Origin of the sequence: Labrys sp. LIt4 (genome assembly GCF_017813775.1) — a bacterium.
Classification (GTDB): domain Bacteria; phylum Pseudomonadota; class Alphaproteobacteria; order Rhizobiales; family Labraceae; genus Labrys; species Labrys okinawensis_A.
In genome coordinates this window covers 71621-89230 of record NZ_JAGIPY010000024.1, presented here as the reverse complement: position 1 = coordinate 89230, position 17610 = coordinate 71621, and the positions used below count along the sequence as shown (strand labels likewise).

Annotated in this window: 16 protein-coding genes; 2 read left to right on the top strand and 14 right to left on the bottom strand. The window is 64.1% G+C overall.

Annotated features, from left to right (window positions below):
• Positions 1-82: 82 nt before the first annotated feature.
• From lipA to J8I29_RS27810, 9 genes are all read right to left on the bottom strand, one after another.
• The gene (gene lipA, locus J8I29_RS27850) at positions 83-1042 is read right to left on the bottom strand and encodes a lipoyl synthase (protein ID WP_105862940.1); all 960 of its coding nucleotides are present in this window, start codon (positions 1040-1042) and stop codon (positions 83-85) included.
• 132 nt (positions 1043-1174) lie between these two features.
• Positions 1175-2614: a dihydrolipoyl dehydrogenase gene (gene lpdA, locus J8I29_RS27845; RefSeq protein ID WP_209434137.1), complete on the bottom strand. Its 1440-nt coding sequence runs from the start codon at positions 2612-2614 to the stop codon at positions 1175-1177.
• 180 nt (positions 2615-2794) lie between these two features.
• Positions 2795-3316 carry a hypothetical protein gene (locus J8I29_RS27840; protein ID WP_209434136.1) on the bottom strand — a complete coding sequence of 174 codons (522 nt, stop codon included), beginning with the start codon at positions 3314-3316 and terminating at the stop codon, positions 2795-2797.
• 26 nt (positions 3317-3342) lie between these two features.
• Positions 3343-4722, bottom strand: coding sequence for a pyruvate dehydrogenase complex dihydrolipoamide acetyltransferase (locus J8I29_RS27835; RefSeq protein ID WP_209434135.1), 1380 nt, complete (start codon positions 4720-4722; stop codon positions 3343-3345).
• A 10-nt stretch (positions 4723-4732) separates the two neighbouring features.
• A complete protein-coding gene (locus tag J8I29_RS27830) occupies positions 4733-6124 on the bottom strand; it encodes a pyruvate dehydrogenase complex E1 component subunit beta (RefSeq protein WP_209434134.1) in 1392 nt (463 codons plus the stop codon).
• Between the two features lie 57 nt (positions 6125-6181).
• Positions 6182-7240 carry a pyruvate dehydrogenase (acetyl-transferring) E1 component subunit alpha gene (gene pdhA, locus J8I29_RS27825; RefSeq protein WP_105862935.1) on the bottom strand — a complete coding sequence of 353 codons (1059 nt, stop codon included), beginning with the start codon at positions 7238-7240 and terminating at the stop codon, positions 6182-6184.
• A 265-nt stretch (positions 7241-7505) separates the two neighbouring features.
• Complete coding sequence (locus tag J8I29_RS27820; RefSeq protein WP_105862934.1) at positions 7506-7820, bottom strand: septum formation initiator family protein; 315 nt, start codon at positions 7818-7820, stop codon at positions 7506-7508.
• 185 nt (positions 7821-8005) lie between these two features.
• On the bottom strand, positions 8006-9286 hold the full coding sequence (eno, locus tag J8I29_RS27815; RefSeq protein ID WP_105862933.1) for a phosphopyruvate hydratase: 1281 nt from the start codon (positions 9284-9286) through the stop codon (positions 8006-8008).
• Positions 9287-9382: 96 nt separating this feature from the next.
• On the bottom strand, positions 9383-9913 hold the full coding sequence (locus J8I29_RS27810; RefSeq protein ID WP_105862932.1) for a hypothetical protein: 531 nt from the start codon (positions 9911-9913) through the stop codon (positions 9383-9385).
• Positions 9914-10148: 235 nt separating this feature from the next.
• Here J8I29_RS27810 and queF point away from each other — a divergent pair, with 235 nt between their 5' ends.
• Positions 10149-10610, top strand: coding sequence for a preQ(1) synthase (queF, locus tag J8I29_RS27805; protein ID WP_105862931.1), 462 nt, complete (start codon positions 10149-10151; stop codon positions 10608-10610).
• A gap of 193 nt (positions 10611-10803) precedes the next feature.
• Here queF and kdsA read toward each other — a convergent pair whose 3' ends face one another.
• The 5 genes from kdsA to J8I29_RS27780 all read right to left on the bottom strand — a co-directional run bounded on the left by kdsA (position 10804) and on the right by J8I29_RS27780 (position 16796).
• Positions 10804-11637 carry a 3-deoxy-8-phosphooctulonate synthase gene (kdsA, locus tag J8I29_RS27800; RefSeq protein WP_209434133.1) on the bottom strand — a complete coding sequence of 278 codons (834 nt, stop codon included), beginning with the start codon at positions 11635-11637 and terminating at the stop codon, positions 10804-10806.
• Positions 11638-11867: 230 nt separating this feature from the next.
• Positions 11868-12743, bottom strand: a complete 876-nt coding sequence (locus J8I29_RS27795) for a VOC family protein (RefSeq protein ID WP_209434132.1) — start codon at positions 12741-12743, stop codon at positions 11868-11870.
• A 92-nt stretch (positions 12744-12835) separates the two neighbouring features.
• Positions 12836-14464 carry a CTP synthase gene (locus J8I29_RS27790; RefSeq protein ID WP_105862928.1) on the bottom strand — a complete coding sequence of 543 codons (1629 nt, stop codon included), beginning with the start codon at positions 14462-14464 and terminating at the stop codon, positions 12836-12838.
• 125 nt (positions 14465-14589) lie between these two features.
• On the bottom strand, positions 14590-14979 hold the full coding sequence (gene secG / locus J8I29_RS27785; RefSeq protein ID WP_105862927.1) for a preprotein translocase subunit SecG: 390 nt from the start codon (positions 14977-14979) through the stop codon (positions 14590-14592).
• A 110-nt stretch (positions 14980-15089) separates the two neighbouring features.
• Positions 15090-16796, bottom strand: a complete 1707-nt coding sequence (locus J8I29_RS27780) for a lysine--tRNA ligase (RefSeq protein ID WP_105862926.1) — start codon at positions 16794-16796, stop codon at positions 15090-15092.
• A gap of 170 nt (positions 16797-16966) precedes the next feature.
• Here J8I29_RS27780 and J8I29_RS27775 point away from each other — a divergent pair, with 170 nt between their 5' ends.
• Positions 16967-17602: a MarC family protein gene (locus J8I29_RS27775; protein ID WP_209434131.1), complete on the top strand. Its 636-nt coding sequence runs from the start codon at positions 16967-16969 to the stop codon at positions 17600-17602.
• Positions 17603-17610: the final 8 nt, after the last annotated feature.

Below are 17610 nucleotides of genomic sequence, written 5' to 3'. Positions count from 1 at the left end.
TGGCCGCGCTCGTCGGCTCGCGATCGCGCACCGCCAACGGCAAAGCCCCTTGAACGCGACTACTTCACGGGAGACTATGCCGTCAGCGCCCCAGCTTCGCCGCCCGGTTGGCTTTGAGCCGGGCGAAATCATCGCCCGCATGGTGGGACGAACGGGTCAGCGGCGAGGAGGAGACCATCAGGAAGCCCTTGGTATAGGCCACCGTCTCATAGCTCTTGAACTCGTCCGGCGTGATGTAGGCGACCACCGGATGGTGCTTGCGCGAGGGCGCCAGATATTGGCCGATGGTAATGAAGTCGACATTGGCGGAGCGCAGGTCGTCCATCAGCTGCAGGACCTCGTTCCGCTTCTCGCCGAGGCCGACCATGATACCGGACTTGGTGAAGATGGAGGGGTCGAGCTCCTTCACCCGCTGCAGCAGCCGCATCGAATGGAAGTAGCGGGCGCCGGGGCGGACGGTGAGGTAATTGGAAGCGACCGTTTCCATATTGTGATTGAACACGTCGGGCTTGGCCGCCACCACGATCTCGAGCGCGCCATCCTTGCGCAGGAAGTCGGGCGTCAGGATCTCGATGGTGGTGCCGGGCGAATGGTGGCGGATCGCCTTGATCACCTCGGCGAAATGCTGGGCACCGCCATCCTTGAGATCGTCGCGATCCACCGAGGTGATCACCACATGGCTGAGCCCGAGCTTGGCCACGGCGATGCCGGTATGCTCGGGTTCCTTGGGGTCGAGCGGCCCGGGCATGCCGGTCTTGACGTTGCAGAAAGCGCAGGCCCGCGTGCAGGTGTCGCCCATGATCATGAAGGTGGCGTGCTTCTTGTCCCAGCATTCGCCGATATTTGGGCAGCCCGCCTCCTCGCAGACGGTGACGAGCTTGTTCTCCTTGACGATGGCCTGGGTGTCGCGCCAGCCCGGCGAGCCCGGCGCCTTGACGCGGATCCAGTCCGGCTTGCGTAGCATGGGCTGATCGGGCCGATGCGCCTTCTCGGGATGACGCGGCCGGTTGTCGTTGTTGAGGAGATCGAGGACGACAGCCATGACAAGCCTTTCGGTTCACTGCGGCCGATATATCAGGAAAGCCGGCCCTTCACCATTGCCGGACAAGCCCGGCAACTCCCTCGCGCATGCATGCCTGCACGATCGCAGGCATGCTGTGGAGCCAAGTGTTGCCTACATATGGATAGCGCGGCCATAGGCGTCCAGGACGCTCTCATGCATCATTTCCGACAGGGTCGGATGCGGGAACACCGCATGCATGAGCTCTTCCTCGGTGGTCTCGAGGTTCATGGCGATCACGAAGCCCTGGATCAGCTCGGTCACTTCGGCGCCCACCATGTGGGCTCCGAGAAGCTTGCCGGTCTTGGCGTCGAACACCGTCTTGACCAGGCCTTCGGGTTCGCCGAGAGCGATGGCCTTGCCGTTGCCGATGAAGGGGAAGCGGCCGACCTTGACGGTGAAGCCGGCTTCCTTGGCCTTCTTCTCGGTCAGGCCGACGCTGGCGATCTGCGGCGTGCAATAGGTGCAGCCGGGGATCTTGTCCTTTTCGAAGGCATGCGGGTTCTTGCCCGCGATCGCCTCGACGCAGACCACGCCCTCATGCTCGGCCTTGTGCGCCAGCATGGGCGGGCCGGCGACGTCCCCGATGGCGAAGATACCGGGCACATTGGTCTTGCCGAAGCCATCCACCACCACGCAGCCGCGATCGGTCTTCACCCCGAGCTTTTCCAGGCCGAGATTCTCGATATTGCCGACCACACCGACGGCCGAGATCATGCGGTCGGCCTCGATCACCTGGGACTTGCCGTCGCCCGTTTCCACCGTCGCCTTGACCGAATTGGCCGTCTTTTCGACCTTGGTCACCTTGGCGCCCGACAGGATCTTCATGCCGGCCTTCTCGAAACGCTTGCGCGCATGGGCGGCGATTTCCTCGTCCTCGACCGGCAGGATCTGGGGCAGCACCTCGACCACCGTCACCTCGGCGCCGAGGGTGCGATAGAAGGAGGCGAACTCGATGCCGATGGCGCCCGAGCCGACCACGATCAGCGATTTGGGCATGTCCGGCGGCACCATGGCGTCGAAATAGGTCCAGATCAGCTTCTTGTCCGGCTCCAGGCCCGGCAGCACGCGCGGACGGGCACCGGTGGCGACGATGATGTTCTTGGCCTGATAGGTCCCCGGCCCCTGAGCCCCCTTCGGCGCGGGGATGGCCGGCCCCTGCACCGACTTGGTCGAGGCCTTGACTACGATCTCGCCTGGCTTGGTGATCTCGGCCTCGCCCCAGATCACGTCGACCTTGTTCTTCTTCAGGAGGAAGCCGACGCCGGTGGCGAGTTGGGCGGAGACGCCGCGCGAACGCTTGACCACCGCGCCGACGTCGGCCGTGACCGAACCGTTGAGCACCAGGCCGAAATCCTTGGCGTGCTGGGAATTGTGCAGCACCTCGGCCGAGCGCAGCAGCGCCTTGGTCGGGATGCAGCCCCAGTTGAGGCAGATACCGCCCAGATGCTCACGCTCCACCACGGCCGTCTTCAGGCCGAGCTGGGCGGAACGAATGGCGGTGACGTAACCGCCGGGGCCGGAGCCGATCACGATGACGTCGTAGGAACTCATTTGGGGTCTCCTCTTGGGCCCGGAGCCGGGAATGCTGCTCGCCTCGACACCGGGCCGGAAATCAGGTCTCAGATCGTCCGCTACAGCATTTTCCAGAAAGTCGGCGGACCTTCGATTAAGAAAACGCGTTAAAACAAAGAGTTAGGGGGAAAGTGCGATTCAGGAAAATCGCACTTCGCCCTAGCCTGCATTGGCGGCAGGCGTCGGAGTTGGGGTCGTCCCGGCCGGCGCTGCGCCCGCCGGAGAGTTCCGCGGCTGGGTCTTCCAATCGCGCGCGAAGGCGCATCTGTAATACCCCGTCGCGATATTGAGGGTCCGCGGCAGCTCCACGCAGATCACGGGCTTGCCCGTTCCCTGCTGCGGCAGCGGCTGGCCGGTCGCGGGATCGATTGCCGGCGCGGCGGCGGGCTGGCCGGGCGCCGACGGGCGTTCAAGCGTGGTCTTGCTCGAATCCAGTACGCTCCAGGCGACCGGAACCACACCGGGAACACCGTCCCGCCAAGCCCGGCCCGAACCATCCGGGTCGAGCGTGACGCGATAGCCGTCACCGATGGAAGCAACGCCGGACATGGCGATCTCGCGCGCCTGATCCATGGTCGGCTCAGGCTTGGGCGGGGCCGCAACGACGGGCTTTTCGGCCAGGCCAGGGGCGTTGCACCCTCCTAGGCCTGCCGCCAGCGCCAGGATCGCCAGACCCGGCATGCAAACTCGTCCTGCGGCCCTGCCGCTCACACCAGCATCCCCATGGGCTTTTCGATATAGCCCTTGAAGGCCTGCATCAACTCGGCCCCGAGTGCGCCGTCGACGGCGCGATGGTCGGTGGAAAGCGTCAGCGACATGATGGTCGCCACCTTGACCTCGCCGCCCTGCACCACCGGCTGCTTGATGCCGGCGCCGACCGCCAGGATGGTGGCGTGCGGCGGGTTGACGATGGCCGCGAAGGACTTCACCCCGAACATGCCGAGATTGGAGACCGAACCGGTGCCGCCCTGATATTCCTCGGGCTTGAGCTTGCGGCTCTTGGCCCGGGCTGCGAGGTCCTTCATCTCGTTGGAGATGGCGGAAAGCGTCTTGGCCTCGGCATTGCGGATGATCGGGGTGATCAGCCCGCCCGGAATGGAGACGGCGACGCCGACATCGGCGTGCTTGTGCTTGAGCATGGCGCCATCGGTCCAGGAGACATTGGCGTCCGGCACGGCCTTGAGCGCCAGCGCATAGGCCTTGATCACCATGTCGTTGACCGAGACCTTGAAGGCGGGCTTGCCTTCCTTGGTCAGCGGCGCGCCATGGTTGATCTGCTCGCGCAGGGCCAGCAGCGCGTCGATCTCGACCTCTACCGTCAGATAGAAATGCGGGATGGTCGACTTGGCCTCCGTCAGGCGGCGCGCAATGGTCTTGCGCATGCCGTCATGCGGGATCTCCTCGAAGGAACCAGGCGCGAACAGCTTCTTGGTGGTTTCGTCGGAGGCACCAGCCGGCGCGGCGGGAGCCGGCGCTGCCTGGGGAGCTGCCGCGGCCTGGGCAGGTGCCGCCGCCGGAGCGGCCTTGGCGCCGCCGCCGGCGATGGCAGCCTTGACGTCCTTCTCGATGATGCGGCCATGCGGGCCGGAGCCCTGGATGGCGCCGAGGTCGAGGCCGGCCTCCTTGGCGAGACGCTTGGCCAGAGGCGAGGCGAAGATCCTCGCACCGGCCTGGGACGGAGCAGGTGCGGGCGCGGGAACGGCCGGCGCAGAGGCGGCGGCAGGCGCAGGGGCGGCCGGAGCAGGAGCGCTCGAAGTCGCGGGAGCCGCAGCCGCCGGAGCGGCAGCGGCAGCGGCCTTGGGGGCCGGCGCGCCGCCGGCGGCGGCAACCGCCTTGGCGTCCTCGCCCTCGCCGGCGATCACGGCGATGAGTTCGTTGACCGGCACGTCGGCGGTGCCTTCCGGCACGACGATCTTGGCCAGCACGCCTTCGTCGACGGCCTCGACTTCCATCGTCGCCTTGTCGGTCTCGATCTCAGCCAGCACGTCGCCGGACTTGATGGTGTCGCCTTCCTTCTTCAGCCATTTGGCCAGATTGCCCTTCTCCATCGTGGGAGACAGAGCCGGCATCAATACATTCACGGGCATCGGCAACTCCTCAGCGATAGAGGACGGCTTTGGCCGCCCCGACGACTTCGGCCACGCTCGGCAAGGCAAGCTTTTCGAGGTTGGCGGCATAGGGCATCGGCACGTCCTTGCCCGAAACGCGCGCGACCGGCGCGTCGAGATAGTCGAAGGCCTGCTCGTTGACGCGGGCGGCGATTTCCGAACCCACGCCCGATTGCTGCCAGCCTTCCTCGACCACCACGCAGCGGCCCGTCTTCTGCACCGAGGCGATCACCGTATCGGTATCGAGCGGACGCAGCGAGCGCATGTCGATGATCTCGACGTCGATCCCCTCGCCTGCCAGCGCTTCGGCGGCCTTCAGCGCATAGGTCATGCCGATCGACCAGGCGACGAGCGTGACGTCCTTGCCCGGCTTGACCACCTTGGCCTTGCCGATCGGCAGCACGAAGTCGTCGAGCTTGGGCACGGGGTGGCTGTGGCCGTAGAGGATTTCGTTCTCGAGGAAGATCACCGGATTGGGATCGCGAATGGCAGCCTTGAGCAGGCCCTTGGCATCGGCGGCCGAATAGGGCGCCACCACCTTGAGGCCGGGGACATGCGAGTACCAGGCACCGTAATCCTGGCTGTGCTGGGCCGCCACGCGGGCTGCCGCGCCGTTGGGGCCGCGGAACACGATCGGGCAACCCATCTGGCCGCCGGACATGTAGAGCGTCTTGGCGGCGGAGTTGATGATGTGATCGATCGCCTGCATGGCGAAGTTGAAGGTCATGAACTCCACGATCGGCCGCAGGCCCGTCATGGCCGCGCCGGTGGCAATGCCAGCGAAGCCATGCTCGGTGATCGGCGTGTCGACCACGCGCCGCGCGCTGAACTCCTGCAGCAGCCCCTGCGTGATCTTGTAGGCGCCCTGATATTCGGCGACCTCTTCGCCGATCACGAAGACGTTCTCGTCGCGGCGCATTTCCTCGGCCATCGCATCGCGCAGCGCTTCGCGGACCGTCTGGGTGACGAACTCGGTGCCGGCCGGGATCTCGCCGGAGGCATCATGGGCCTCGACCGGCGCCGGAGCCGACTGCGCCACAGCGGGAGCGGCAACGGCTGGAGCGGCGGCAGGCTGCGCAGCCGCGGCGGGAGCAGCAGCGGGCTGCGGGGCCGGGGCGGAAGCGGCCGGCGCTGCGGCCTCGCCCTCCCCCTGGATGAAAGCGATCTTCGTGTTGACGGCGACATTGTCGGTGCCCTCGGGCACCAGGATCTGCGTGAGCACGCCTTCATCGACGGCTTCGACTTCCATCGTCGCCTTGTCGGTCTCGATCTCGGCGATCACGTCGCCGGACTTGATGGTATCGCCTTCTTTTTTGAGCCATTTTGAGAGTTTGCCCTGCTCCATGGTGGGGGAGAGGGCCGGCATCAGGATATCAGGCATGGGTGCCTCGAAGTCTGGAGAATGGGATGTACGCGAGCAGGCCGGGACGGCCGACGATCACTTCAGGATGTCGGTCCACAGCTCCGAAGGATCGGGCTCGGGATCGTTGGTCGCGAAATCGGCAGCATCGTTGACGATGTCGCGGATCTCGGAATCGATCTTCTTCAGCTCCTCCTCGCTTACGCCATGCTCGCCGAGCAGGCGCGCGCGGCTCTGCTCGATCGGATCATGCTCGGTCCGCATCTTCTGGACTTCGTCCTTCGAACGGTACTTCGCCGGATCCGACATCGAGTGGCCGCGATAGCGGTAGGTCAGCATTTCCAGGATATAGGGCCCCTTGCCGGAGCGGGCGTGCTCGATCGCCTTCTGGCCGGCCGCATAGACGGCGCGCACATCCATGCCGTCGACCTGCTCGCCGGGAATGTTGAAGGAAAGGCCACGGCGGGAGAAATCGGTCTGGGCCGAAGCGCGGCTCACCGAAGTGCCCATGGCGTATTTGTTGTTCTCGATCACGTAGACAACGGGCAGCTTCCACAGGGCCGCCATGTTGAAGCTCTCATAGACCTGGCCCTGATTGGCGGCGCCGTCGCCGAAATAGGTCAGGCTTACCTTGCCGTCGGAGCGATAGGCATTGGCGAAAGCCAGGCCCGTCCCGAGAGACACCTGCGCGCCCACGATGCCATGGCCGCCATAGAAGGCCTTCTCCACCGAGAACATGTGCATCGAGCCGCCCTTGCCGTGCGAATAGCCGCCCCGGCGTCCGGTCAGCTCGGCCATGACGCCGCGGGGCGCCATGCCGGCCGCGATCATATGCCCATGGTCGCGATAGCCGGTGATGACCTGGTCGCCTTCGCGCGAAGCCGTCTGCAGCCCGACCACGACGGCTTCCTGCCCGATATAGAGATGGCAGAAACCGCCGATCAGGCCCATGCCGTACATCTGCCCCGCCTTCTCCTCGAAGCGGCGGATCAGCAGCATCTCGCGATAAGCGCTGAGCTCCTGTTCGCGGGAGAACGACGATGCCGTCTTGGTTGCCCCCGCTGCCTTGCCCGAGCGGGCGGCAGTCTTCGAAGCCTTGCTAGCGGTAGCAGCGGCCTTTGCGGCTGTAGCGGCCATGAACCCTCCGATTATTGGTGGCTAAGCTGAGGAAGTGCTAGCGCATCCAATATCAAAAAGCGAGAGCCACACCCAAATGCTGCACTGCAACATATTGAACATGCAACATAATTATGGATTAACTCGAATTCAGTTTATTTAGCAATAAACTCAATTCCTGTTATTATTTGACACACTTATGTCAAACTTCGGCGTCGCCGGACAGCGCCGTCGAAATGGAAATCGATTTACCGGGGAGGATACCGCAACAAGTGGAAAGCCGAGCCTATTTGCCCAGCAAGACTACTTCGTCATTGGGATGAACCAGCCCGAGCACGTCCCGCGCTTTCTCGTCGAGCATGTCCGGATCGATCGCCTGTGACCTGAGCAGGTTCACACGCCGATCGAGAGCGGCATGCTCCTTCTGCAGCAGAGCCAGTTCATTGCCCAAATCCTGCTTCTGCTGGTCGAATTGATGCTGTGCCTGGATGCCATGCTCGCCATTGAAGGCTTGATAGGAGAAATATGCGATGGCTGCGGCCGCTCCCGCCAGAAGCGCGAGCTGGTTCAAGATGGCGCGGATGCGTGTGCGAATGACCATAAGGGCATGCTAGGCCCGGATGGTTGATATTCCGTTGACGCCGCTTGCTGCAGCGCAAAATCAGCAGCCTTTAAGCCCCTTCCGCATGCCGGGCCGGCAGGACCGCCATGCAAAAATGCGGCCCAAATAAAAAGCCGGGGAGCAGAAGCTCCCCGGCCATCGTCTTCAACGCCGATGAATCAGGCTCAGGCGAGCGCCTTCAGAGCAGCGCGGCCGCCATAGAGCGCCTGGGTGCCGAGGGCCTCTTCGATGCGCAGGAGCTGGTTGTACTTGGCCGTGCGATCCGAGCGGGCAAGCGAACCGGTCTTGATCTGCCCGCAATTGGTGGCGACGGCGAGGTCGGCGATGGTGGAGTCTTCGGTCTCCCCCGAGCGGTGGGACATCACGGCGCGATAGCCGGCCTTGTGGGCCATCTCAACGGCCGCGAGCGTCTCGGTCAAGGTGCCGATCTGGTTGACCTTGACCAGGATCGCGTTGCCCAGCCCCTTCTTGATGCCCATCGACAGGCGCTCGGTGTTGGTGACGAACAGGTCGTCGCCGACGAGCTGCACCTTGCTGCCGATCTTGTCGGTGAGTTGCTTCCAGCCATCGAAATCGTCTTCCGACAGGCCGTCCTCGATCGAGACGATCGGATAGTCCGCCGTGAGCTGGGCCAGATAGTCGGCCTGTTCGGCGATCGAACGCTTCACGCCTTCGCCGCTGTAATCGTAGACGCCGCCCTTGAAGAACTCGGTGGCGGCACAGTCGAGCGCCAGCATCACGTCCTCGCCCGGCTTGTAGCCGGCCTTCTCGATGGCGCTCATCACGAAATCGAGCGCGGCCTTGGCCGACGGCAGGTTGGGAGCAAAACCGCCCTCGTCGCCGACATTGGTATTGTGGCCGGCATCCTTCAGCCCCTTCTTCAAAGTGTGGAAGATCTCGGCGCCCATGCGCAGGCCTTCGGCGAAGGTCGGCGCACCGACCGGCATCACCATGAATTCCTGGAAGTCGATGGGGTTGTCGGCATGCACGCCGCCATTGACGATGTTCATCATCGGCACCGGCAGGACGCGGGCGGCCGGACCGCCAACGTAACGCCACAGCGGCAGGCCGGCCGACTGGGCTGCTGCCTTGGCCACGGCGAGGGAGACGCCGAGAATGGCGTTGGCGCCCAGGCGCGACTTGTTCGGCGTGCCGTCGAGATCGATCATGGTCTGGTCGATCTGGATCTGGTCCTCGGCGTCCAGGCCGCCGAGCGCTTCATAGATCTCGCCATTGACGGCCTCGACCGCCTTTTCCACGCCCTTGCCGCCATAGCGCTTGCCGCCGTCGCGCAACTCGACCGCCTCATGCGCACCGGTGGAGGCGCCGGAAGGCACGGCCGCGCGCCCTGTCGAACCGTCCTCCAGCAAGACATCGACCTCGACCGTCGGATTGCCACGGCTGTCCAGAATTTCGCGGGCGATGATGTCGCTGATAGCGGTCATGGGGCTGCTCCTGTTTGCAATCACGGATCGTTGTCGCGCTCATAGCGGATGAATGGCCATGGCGAAAGAGCAAAACAACGTCACCAAACTGCCATCTCAGACGCGCGCGGCCTTGGACGGCAACAGACGGGCCTGTACTTCGTCGAGCATTTCCCGGCGCGTCGGTGTCATACCACCGGCAGCCTCGGCCACCTTATGCATGAGATCGATCAGGTCCTTGCGCTCGTCTGCCGCCAGCTGCTTGTCGAACAGCGGCGCCAATTCACGGAACAGCACCGAGAAGCTCGGGGTGTTGCGGGCGACATATTCGGCAAAGGTCCGATGTTCGACCAGCTTGTCGCCATAGCCGAACACGTTGCGGGCGGCATCCTCGATCAGCCTTTCCGCAGCCGGCAGCACAGCGTGATCGACGCTGCCCAGCTTAATCAGCAGGGCGAGAGCGCCATCGCGCGCTTCCGTCACGGAGCGTACCGCCGCTTTCGCCTCCGCGTCCCGAGCCCGCTGCATGCGCCGCTGGCGCGCCGCCGCGCTGAAATAGGAAGCGATGACTTCGTGCCCGTCAAAGCGGATCAACCAAAAGACGAACCAGCCCATGAAGGCACTCAGGATCAAAGCAATGACCGGCATGGTATTCCCCAGCGTTAGTATGGAGGTCTTGCCACGAAAAAGTCACATTGTCACGACGGCCGACATTGCCCCGCGCAAAGCCTGTTCACGCAGAAACACCTGTTTGCGCTCACAGTCTGTTTTGACCGCAATCCTTGGTGATGGCGGCCAATCGCGAAATGCCCTGGGAAACAGCTTGCATGGATGCTGAAAATCGCCGATTGGCGAGCCGATTATCCGTGCATGGGAGACAGACATGCCCAGTTTCGACCCTTCCACGCTGCAACTCGGCAGCGAAAGCAAGATCCCCTCCTCTCCCGAGGAAGCCAGGCTCGACCGCGTTCCCAATCCACAGGCGGACACCCTTTATCTCGCCCGTTTTACCTGCCCCGAATTCACCTCGCTGTGCCCGGTGACGGGCCAGCCCGATTTCGCTCATCTCGTCATCGACTATGCGCCGAAGGACTGGCTGGTGGAATCAAAGTCGCTCAAGCTCTACCTCACGAGCTTCCGCAATCACGGCGCCTTCCACGAGGACTGCACCGTGGCCGTCGGCCGCCGGCTCGTCGACCTTCTGGAACCGCGCTGGCTGCGGATCGGCGGCTACTGGTATCCGCGCGGCGGCATTCCCATCGACGTGTTCTGGCAGACAGGCAAGCCGCCGGAGGAACTCTGGCTGCCGGATCAAGGCGTTCCGAGCTATCGCGGGCGGGGCTGAGGGAGAGAGAACGCCTCTGGGCGCTGACTTGGGAGGTAAGGCGCGGGAAGATGGAGGGGCGATCTCCAGATCGACCACCTTCGCCCTCTATTTCGCTCGAAGTTCACAAGACGGTCGATCTGGAGATCGACCGTCCAATCTTACGCCACGATCATAATGCCAGCGCTCATGGAGGGAAGCTCCCTTCCCGAACTCAGCCCTTGGCGATGGCGTCGAACTGCTTCAAGCGCGCGAGCAATGCCTCGAGCTGGTTGAGCGGCACCATGTTGGGGCCGTCGGACGGGGCGTGATCGGGATCCTGATGCGTCTCGATGAAGACGGCGGCCACGCCGACCGCCACGGCGGCGCGAGCCAGCACCGGTACGAATTCGCGCTGGCCGCCGCTCGATGTCCCCTGCCCGCCCGGCTGCTGCACCGAATGGGTGGCATCGAACACCACCGGCGCACCGATCTGCTCGGCCATGATCGGCAAGGCGCGCATATCGGTCACCAGCGTATTGTAGCCGAAGGAGGCGCCGCGCTCGGTCACCAGCACATTGGGATTGCCGGCCTCCGTGATCTTGGCGACGACGTTCTTCATGTCCCAGGGGGCCAGGAACTGCCCCTTCTTCACGTTGACGACCCGCCCGGTGCGGGCAGCAGCCACCAGCAGATCGGTCTGCCGCGACAGGAAGGCGGGAATCTGCAGCACGTCGACGACCTCAGCGACCTTGGCGCATTGATCGTTTTCATGGATGTCGGTGATGACGGGCACGCCGAATTTCTCGCGGATTTCCGCGAAGATCGGCAGAGCCTTTTCGAGACCGACACCGCGAGCCCCCTTGGCCGAGGTGCGGTTGGCCTTGTCGAACGAGCTCTTGTAGATCAGGCCCAGGCCGAGCTTGTCGGTGATCGCCTTGATGCCAGTCGCCATCTCCATGGCATGATCCCGGCTCTCCATCTGGCACGGGCCCGCGATCACGGTGAGCGGCAGCGCGTTGCCGATGCGGAGCTTGCCGAGGGAGACGACGGAGTTGGCGGCGGTCATGGGCGCTCCTGAAGTTGAATTGTCATGCGGGAGATAAGGCCGACAGGATGGGAAGGCAAGTTTGGCGCATATCGCGGGACCGCAACCGTCTCGCTTCCGTGCACTGACCTTACCGAGACAGGTGCGGGATTGGTGTGCCGATCTCCAGATCAGCATTCCCGGAACGATGGATTTGCCGGAAAAGGAAGATGCCGATCTGGAGATCGGCACACCAACCCCGTCGTCTTCGATCAAGCCCTGGGCTCTTCGAAAATCAGGCCCGTCCCGAAATTGTCGGCTGCGGCCACGGCCAGATGCTTGCGGTGGCGGATGAAGGGGATGCCGGCCTGCTCCAGGCGGGCGGCCATGGCGTCCAGCGGCGCCGTCACCTTGAAGGCGGCGAGACGGGGGCCATCGGCGAGCGACAGCGCCGGTTCGAGGCCGAGCACGTCGCGGTAGCAATCCGGCGACATCGCCTCCACCGTCCCGCGTGGCGTGACGATCGCCATGTTGCGGGCACTGGCGCAGACCGCCCGGGCGCCCGTGAAGGCCTCGAAGAAGGGCACTGATGCCGCCGGCTCTCCGGCCAGCATGACGACGCCGCCGAGTTTGACGGCTCCGTTCTCGTGGCGCTGGAAGTCGGGGTTCCAGAAATTCTGCGGCTCGTGCTGCTGCGTGGCGAAAAAACCCGCCGCCGGCACGGCCGCGTCTGCGGCGAAGGCCAGCGTGAAGGCGACACGGACCTCGGAGCCATCAGGCCGCTTCGCCTGGCGTTCGAAGAAGAACGGCTCGAAGCCGCCGATGCCGGCCTCGTCAAAGGCCAGCTTGTCGGCGGCGGCATCCTGCGCCTCCACCACCAGCATGGCGAAACCGTCTCCGTAACGGGCAAGATAGCCTCGGGAGAAGGTGGCAAAACGCGAGCGCTCGGCCCAAGCCGCGTCGGTGATGCCTTCCGCGCCGACCGTGATCAGTTCCAGGAAACTGCCCGGAAACTGGACCACATGGTTCTCTGTGCCCCAGGGATGACGGTTGCGGGCACCGACGGTAAATCCCATCGCCCGGTAATGCGCGGCTGCGGCCTCGAGATCGCGAACGGCAAGAACGAGGTGGTCGAGACCGCGGGACATGGCGTTGCTCCATGGGGGCGGGTCTTCAGACCCGGCTCTTCTTCGTCGGCGGGCGCGGTGTTTTCAGGCGGGTCCGAAGATCCGCCCTCCGGTCACACCAGCCGGCTCTGTTCGACGGCGGCCGCAATGAAGCTCGAGAACAAAGGATGCGGCTCGAAGGGGCGCGACTTCAATTCGGGATGGTACTGCACGCCGATGAACCAGGGGTGATCGGCATATTCGATCGTCTCCGGCAGGAGGCCGTCCGGCGAGGTGCCGCAGAACACCATGCCCTTGTCTTCCAGGCGCTCGCGATAGCTCATATTCACTTCGTAGCGATGGCGATGGCGCTCGGAGATCGAGGTCGAGTGATAGATGTCGGCAATCTTGGAGCCGCTCTTCAGCGTCGCCTGATAGGCGCCAAGCCGCATGGTGCCGCCGAGATCGCCGCCTTGGGCGCGCTGCTCGAGCTCGTTGCCCTTCATCCACTCGGTCATCAGGCCGACGACCGGCTCCTTCGTCGCGCCGAATTCGGTCGAATTGGCATTCTTGATCCCGGCGAGTGAACGGGCGCCCTCGATCACCGCCATCTGCATGCCGAAGCAGATGCCGAAATAAGGCACCTTGCGCTCGCGGGCGAAGGTCACGGCCTTGATCTTGCCCTCTGCGCCGCGCTGGCCGAAGCCACCAGGCACCAGAATGCCATGGACATGCTCCAGATGCGGTGCCGGATCGTCCTGTTCGAAGATCTCGCTCTCGATCCAGTCCAGCTTGACCTTGACGCCATTGGCGATGCCGCCATGGGTCAGCGCCTCGGTCAGCGACTTATAGGCATCCTTCAGGCCGGTATATTTGCCGACGATGGCGATGGTGACCTCGCCCTCGGGATTGTGGATGGTCTGGGAGATCTTGCGCCAGCGCGACAGATCGGGCTTGGGCGCATCCTCGATGCCGAAGGCCGCCAGCACTTCGGTGTCCAGGCCTTGCTCGTGATAGGCGATCGGCACGTCGTAGATCGAGGCGACGTCGCGTGCCTCGATCACCGCGGTCTCGCGCACATTGCAGAACAGGGCGAGCTTGCGGCGTTCCTCCTTGGGAATCTCCCGGTCGGAACGGCAAAGCAGGATATCGGGCTGGATGCCGATCGAGCGCAGCTCGGCCACCGAATGCTGCGTCGGCTTAGTCTTGAGCTCGCCCGCCGAGGGAATGAAGGGCAGCAGCGTCAGATGGGTGTAGATGCAGGCGCCGCGCGGCAGGTCGGACTTGATCTGCCGGATCGCCTCGAAGAAGGGCAGGCCCTCGATGTCGCCGACGGTGCCGCCGATCTCCACCAGCACGAAATCGACGCCATCATTGCCCTTGAGGACGAAGTCCTTGATGGCATTGGTGACATGCGGAATGACCTGGATTGTGGCGCCGAGATAGTCGCCGCGCCGCTCCTTGGTGATGATGTCGAGATAGATCCGGCCCGTGGTGATGTTGTCGTCCTTGGAGGCCGGACGCCCGGTGAAGCGCTCGTAATGGCCGAGATCGAGATCGGTCTCGGCCCCGTCGTCGGTGACGAACACCTCGCCATGCTCATACGGGCTCATCGTGCCCGGATCGACATTGAGATAGGGATCGAGTTTGCGAAGGCGGACCTTGTAGCCGCGCGCCTGCAAGAGCGCGCCCAGGGCTGCCGAGGCCAAGCCCTTGCCAAGCGATGAAACCACGCCGCCGGTGATGAAGATGTACCGCGTCATGGACCCCCACTTAGACAAAAACACAATGATTCGACGAGCGGGCAATCGCTGCCCGCAGAATTATTTTCAGTTGACGCAAAGACGCGACAGTTCTCAGCCCGACAGCTGCCTGCCGGGCAACACGATTACGGCTTGGCCGGAGCCGCCGGTTCGCCACCGCCCTGCAGCTGGTCGAACACCGAACCGCCATTGGACGGAGCCGGGGCTGCCGGCGCAGGCTGGGCCGGGGTGGCCGGCTGGCTGGTCGGCGCGGCCGGGCGGACCTGATCGAGCAGCGAACCGCCCGGGCGACTCTGCTGGTTGGCGAGAATCGTCAGGAGCAGGCTGGTGATGAAGAAGGCGGCCGCAAGACCGGCCGTCGTCCGCGTCAGCAGATTCGCCTGGCCGCGTCCAGTCATGAAACCGCCCGTCCCGCCGCCGATGCCGAGCCCTCCGCCTTCGGAGCGCTGCAGCAGCACCACAACAACAAGGGCCAGGACCACCATCAGGTGGATCGAGATGAGAACGGTTTGCATGGACTGATCCGGAAAGAATTCGGGCGCGTTCCTACACGAAGCGAGGCCCGCTGACTACCCCCGTCATATGGGAAGCTGGCATGAGCAGCGCCAGCCCCCCGCTCGTGAGCTTAATTTGCCCGCCGGGTGGCGACGAAGGCCTCGTGCTCGCGCAGAAGTTCGCCCGACAGGGCCTTGGCGATCAGCGCCCTCGTCTCCGGGATACCGTAGATCGCCGCAAACGACCCGAAACGCGGACCGCGTTGCTCGCCCAGGAGAATGCGATAGAGGGTGTTGAACCACTCCAGCGAGACGCCGGGACGCTCTGCTGTGGCGCCCTTGGCCTTGAAGTCCTGATAGGGCGGCAGGGCGCGGCCGACATCATAGACCGCCTCCTGGATCGCCGCCGCATCGGCATCGGCCGGCAGGGCCCCGAGCGCGTCGGACAATTTCTGCAGCGCCGCCCTCTCCTCCTCGGTCGGCACCGAATACTGCTTGGCCGGCTTCACGAAGTCCCGGAAATAGCGGATCGCGTACTCGACCAGCCTGTCGAGCTGCGGATGGGTCTGCGGCGATGCGTCCGGCGCATGGCGGCGCAGGAAGCCCCACAGCACGTCTTTATTCTCCGCATTGGCGACGGCCACCAGATTGAGCAGCAGCGCGAAATTGATCGTAGTGCGCGCGCCTTCCTGGCCAATCGTCTCCGGGGCCGGCGGATTTCCGCCATGAATATGCCAGACCGGGTTGCCGAGCCGGTTCTTTGCATCCTGCCGCCCGAATCCGCCCAGAAACTGCAGATAGTCGTCGACGGCTCGTGGAATGACGTCGAAATGCAGCTTCTTGGCCGAGCGTGGCGACTGGTACATGTACAACGCCAAGCTCTCGGGCGTGGCATAGGTCAGCCATTCGTCGATAGTCAGACCGTTGCCCTTCGACTTCGAGATCTTCTGACCGTGCTGGTCGAGGAAGAGCTCGTAGACATAATGCTCCGGGGCGGTGCCGCCGAGGATCTCACAAATAGCGTCATAGACTGGCGCGTTGGTCTGGTGGTCCTTGCCGAACATCTCGAAGTCGACATCGAGCGCCGCCCAGCGCGCTCCGAAATCCGGCTTCCACTGCAGCTTCACATTGCCGCCGGTGACCGGCAGCGTCTTGTCGACGCCGTCCTCGTCGGTGAAGGTGATGGTCCCTTGCTTGGCATTCACATCCTTGAGCGGCACATAGAGCACCCGCCCGCTGCTCGGAGAGATCGGCAGGAACGGCGAATAGGTCGCCTGCCGCTCCTCGCCGAGGGTCGGCAGCATGACGGCCATGATCTCGTTGTACTTCTCGGCGGCCTTCAGCAGCACGGCGTCGAGCTTGCCGGATGTGTAGTATTCCGTCGCGCTGGCGAATTCGTAATCAAAGCCGAACGTATCGAGGAACCGGCGGAGCATGGCGTTGTTGTGATCGCCGAAGCTCTTGTAGTCGCCGCCGAACGGGTTGGGAACACGGGTCAGCGGCATCTGCAAATAAGGCTTGAGCGCTTCGGGATCCGGCACGTTGTCCGGGATCTTCCGCATGCCATCCATATCGTCGGAGAAGCAGAGCAGCCGGGTCGGGATGCGATCTTCCGTCAGCAGGCGAAACGCATTGCGCACCATGGTGGTGCGCGCGACCTCGCCGAAGGTGCCGATATGCGGCAGGCCGGAGGGGCCGTACCCGGTCTCGAACAGCACCTCTTTTTTGTCGCCGGCGCGCTTCTGCAAACGGGCGACGAGCTTCCTCGCCTCCTCGAATGGCCAGGCGGCGGAAACATTGGCGGCCGCGACGAGCTCGGCCGGATAGAGATTTGACATGTTCGATCCGATTTCTTTCTGCTGCTTGTGGATGAGAAGCCAGGCGGCGTGCGCGACGGCTTGATTTCCCTCGACCGCAAGCGGAAGGCACAGCCATATTCAGGCCGGGCCGCAGCGTCAATCTTGGCGCGAGAATCTTGGCGCGAGCAAATGATCGATCGAGGGGCTTGATGACGCCGATTCTGGATTATCTGACCGCCGCCCTCGTCACTTTGCTGGTGGTGGTCGACCCGCCCGGCCTGGGCCCGATCTTCCTGGGCGTCACGCGCGGCATGAATAGGGAACAGCAGCATTCGGTCGGCTGGCGCGCCAGCGTGATCGGCTTCGGCGTGCTTGCTTTCTTCGCCATCGCCGGGGAGCCCTTCCTCCGGCTGCTCGGCATTACCACGCCGGCCTTCCGCATTGCCGGCGGCCTCCTGCTGTTCGCCATCGCCTATGAAATGGTGTTCGATCGTTCCAATGTCCGCAAGAACGAGACGGCGGAGACCGCCATCACCAAGGACTTCATCTCCAATGTCGCCGCCTTCCCGCTCGCGATCCCGCTGATCGCGGGTCCTGGCGCCATCACCGCGGTGATGCTGCTCTCGGCCCAGGCCCATGGCGAGCCGGCCAAATTCGCCTCCCTCTTTCTCGTCATCGCCTTCGTCACCGCCTGCTGCTATGTCTCCTTCCGCCTCGCCGGAGTGATCAACAAACTCTTGGGGATCACGGGCAATATCGTGCTGACGCGGCTTCTCGGCATCGTGCTCTCGGCCCTCGCCGTGCAGTTCATCGTCGACGGGGTCAGGGCCATCGTGGCGGGATAGCGGTTCCC

What these genes read in the sequence shown, in the direction of transcription:
- lipA (WP_105862940.1), bottom strand. Translation starts at nt 1,042, where the DNA reads ATGGCTGTCGTCCTCGATCTCCTCAACAACGACAACCGGCCGCGTCAT.
- lpdA (WP_209434137.1), bottom strand. Translation starts at nt 2,614, where the DNA reads ATGAGTTCCTACGACGTCATCGTGATCGGCTCCGGCCCCGGCGGTTAC.
- J8I29_RS27840 (WP_209434136.1), bottom strand. Translation starts at nt 3,316, where the DNA reads ATGCCGGGTCTGGCGATCCTGGCGCTGGCGGCAGGCCTAGGAGGGTGC.
- J8I29_RS27835 (WP_209434135.1), bottom strand. Translation starts at nt 4,722, where the DNA reads ATGCCCGTGAATGTATTGATGCCGGCTCTGTCTCCCACGATGGAGAAG.
- J8I29_RS27830 (WP_209434134.1), bottom strand. Translation starts at nt 6,124, where the DNA reads ATGCCTGATATCCTGATGCCGGCCCTCTCCCCCACCATGGAGCAGGGC.
- pdhA (WP_105862935.1), bottom strand. Translation starts at nt 7,240, where the DNA reads ATGGCCGCTACAGCCGCAAAGGCCGCTGCTACCGCTAGCAAGGCTTCG.
- J8I29_RS27820 (WP_105862934.1), bottom strand. Translation starts at nt 7,820, where the DNA reads ATGGTCATTCGCACACGCATCCGCGCCATCTTGAACCAGCTCGCGCTT.
- eno (WP_105862933.1), bottom strand. Translation starts at nt 9,286, where the DNA reads ATGACCGCTATCAGCGACATCATCGCCCGCGAAATTCTGGACAGCCGT.
- J8I29_RS27810 (WP_105862932.1), bottom strand. Translation starts at nt 9,913, where the DNA reads ATGCCGGTCATTGCTTTGATCCTGAGTGCCTTCATGGGCTGGTTCGTC.
- queF (WP_105862931.1), top strand. Translation starts at nt 10,149, where the DNA reads ATGCCCAGTTTCGACCCTTCCACGCTGCAACTCGGCAGCGAAAGCAAG.
- kdsA (WP_209434133.1), bottom strand. Translation starts at nt 11,637, where the DNA reads ATGACCGCCGCCAACTCCGTCGTCTCCCTCGGCAAGCTCCGCATCGGC.
- J8I29_RS27795 (WP_209434132.1), bottom strand. Translation starts at nt 12,743, where the DNA reads ATGTCCCGCGGTCTCGACCACCTCGTTCTTGCCGTTCGCGATCTCGAG.
- J8I29_RS27790 (WP_105862928.1), bottom strand. Translation starts at nt 14,464, where the DNA reads ATGACGCGGTACATCTTCATCACCGGCGGCGTGGTTTCATCGCTTGGC.
- secG (WP_105862927.1), bottom strand. Translation starts at nt 14,979, where the DNA reads ATGCAAACCGTTCTCATCTCGATCCACCTGATGGTGGTCCTGGCCCTT.
- J8I29_RS27780 (WP_105862926.1), bottom strand. Translation starts at nt 16,796, where the DNA reads ATGTCAAATCTCTATCCGGCCGAGCTCGTCGCGGCCGCCAATGTTTCC.
- J8I29_RS27775 (WP_209434131.1), top strand. Translation starts at nt 16,967, where the DNA reads ATGACGCCGATTCTGGATTATCTGACCGCCGCCCTCGTCACTTTGCTG.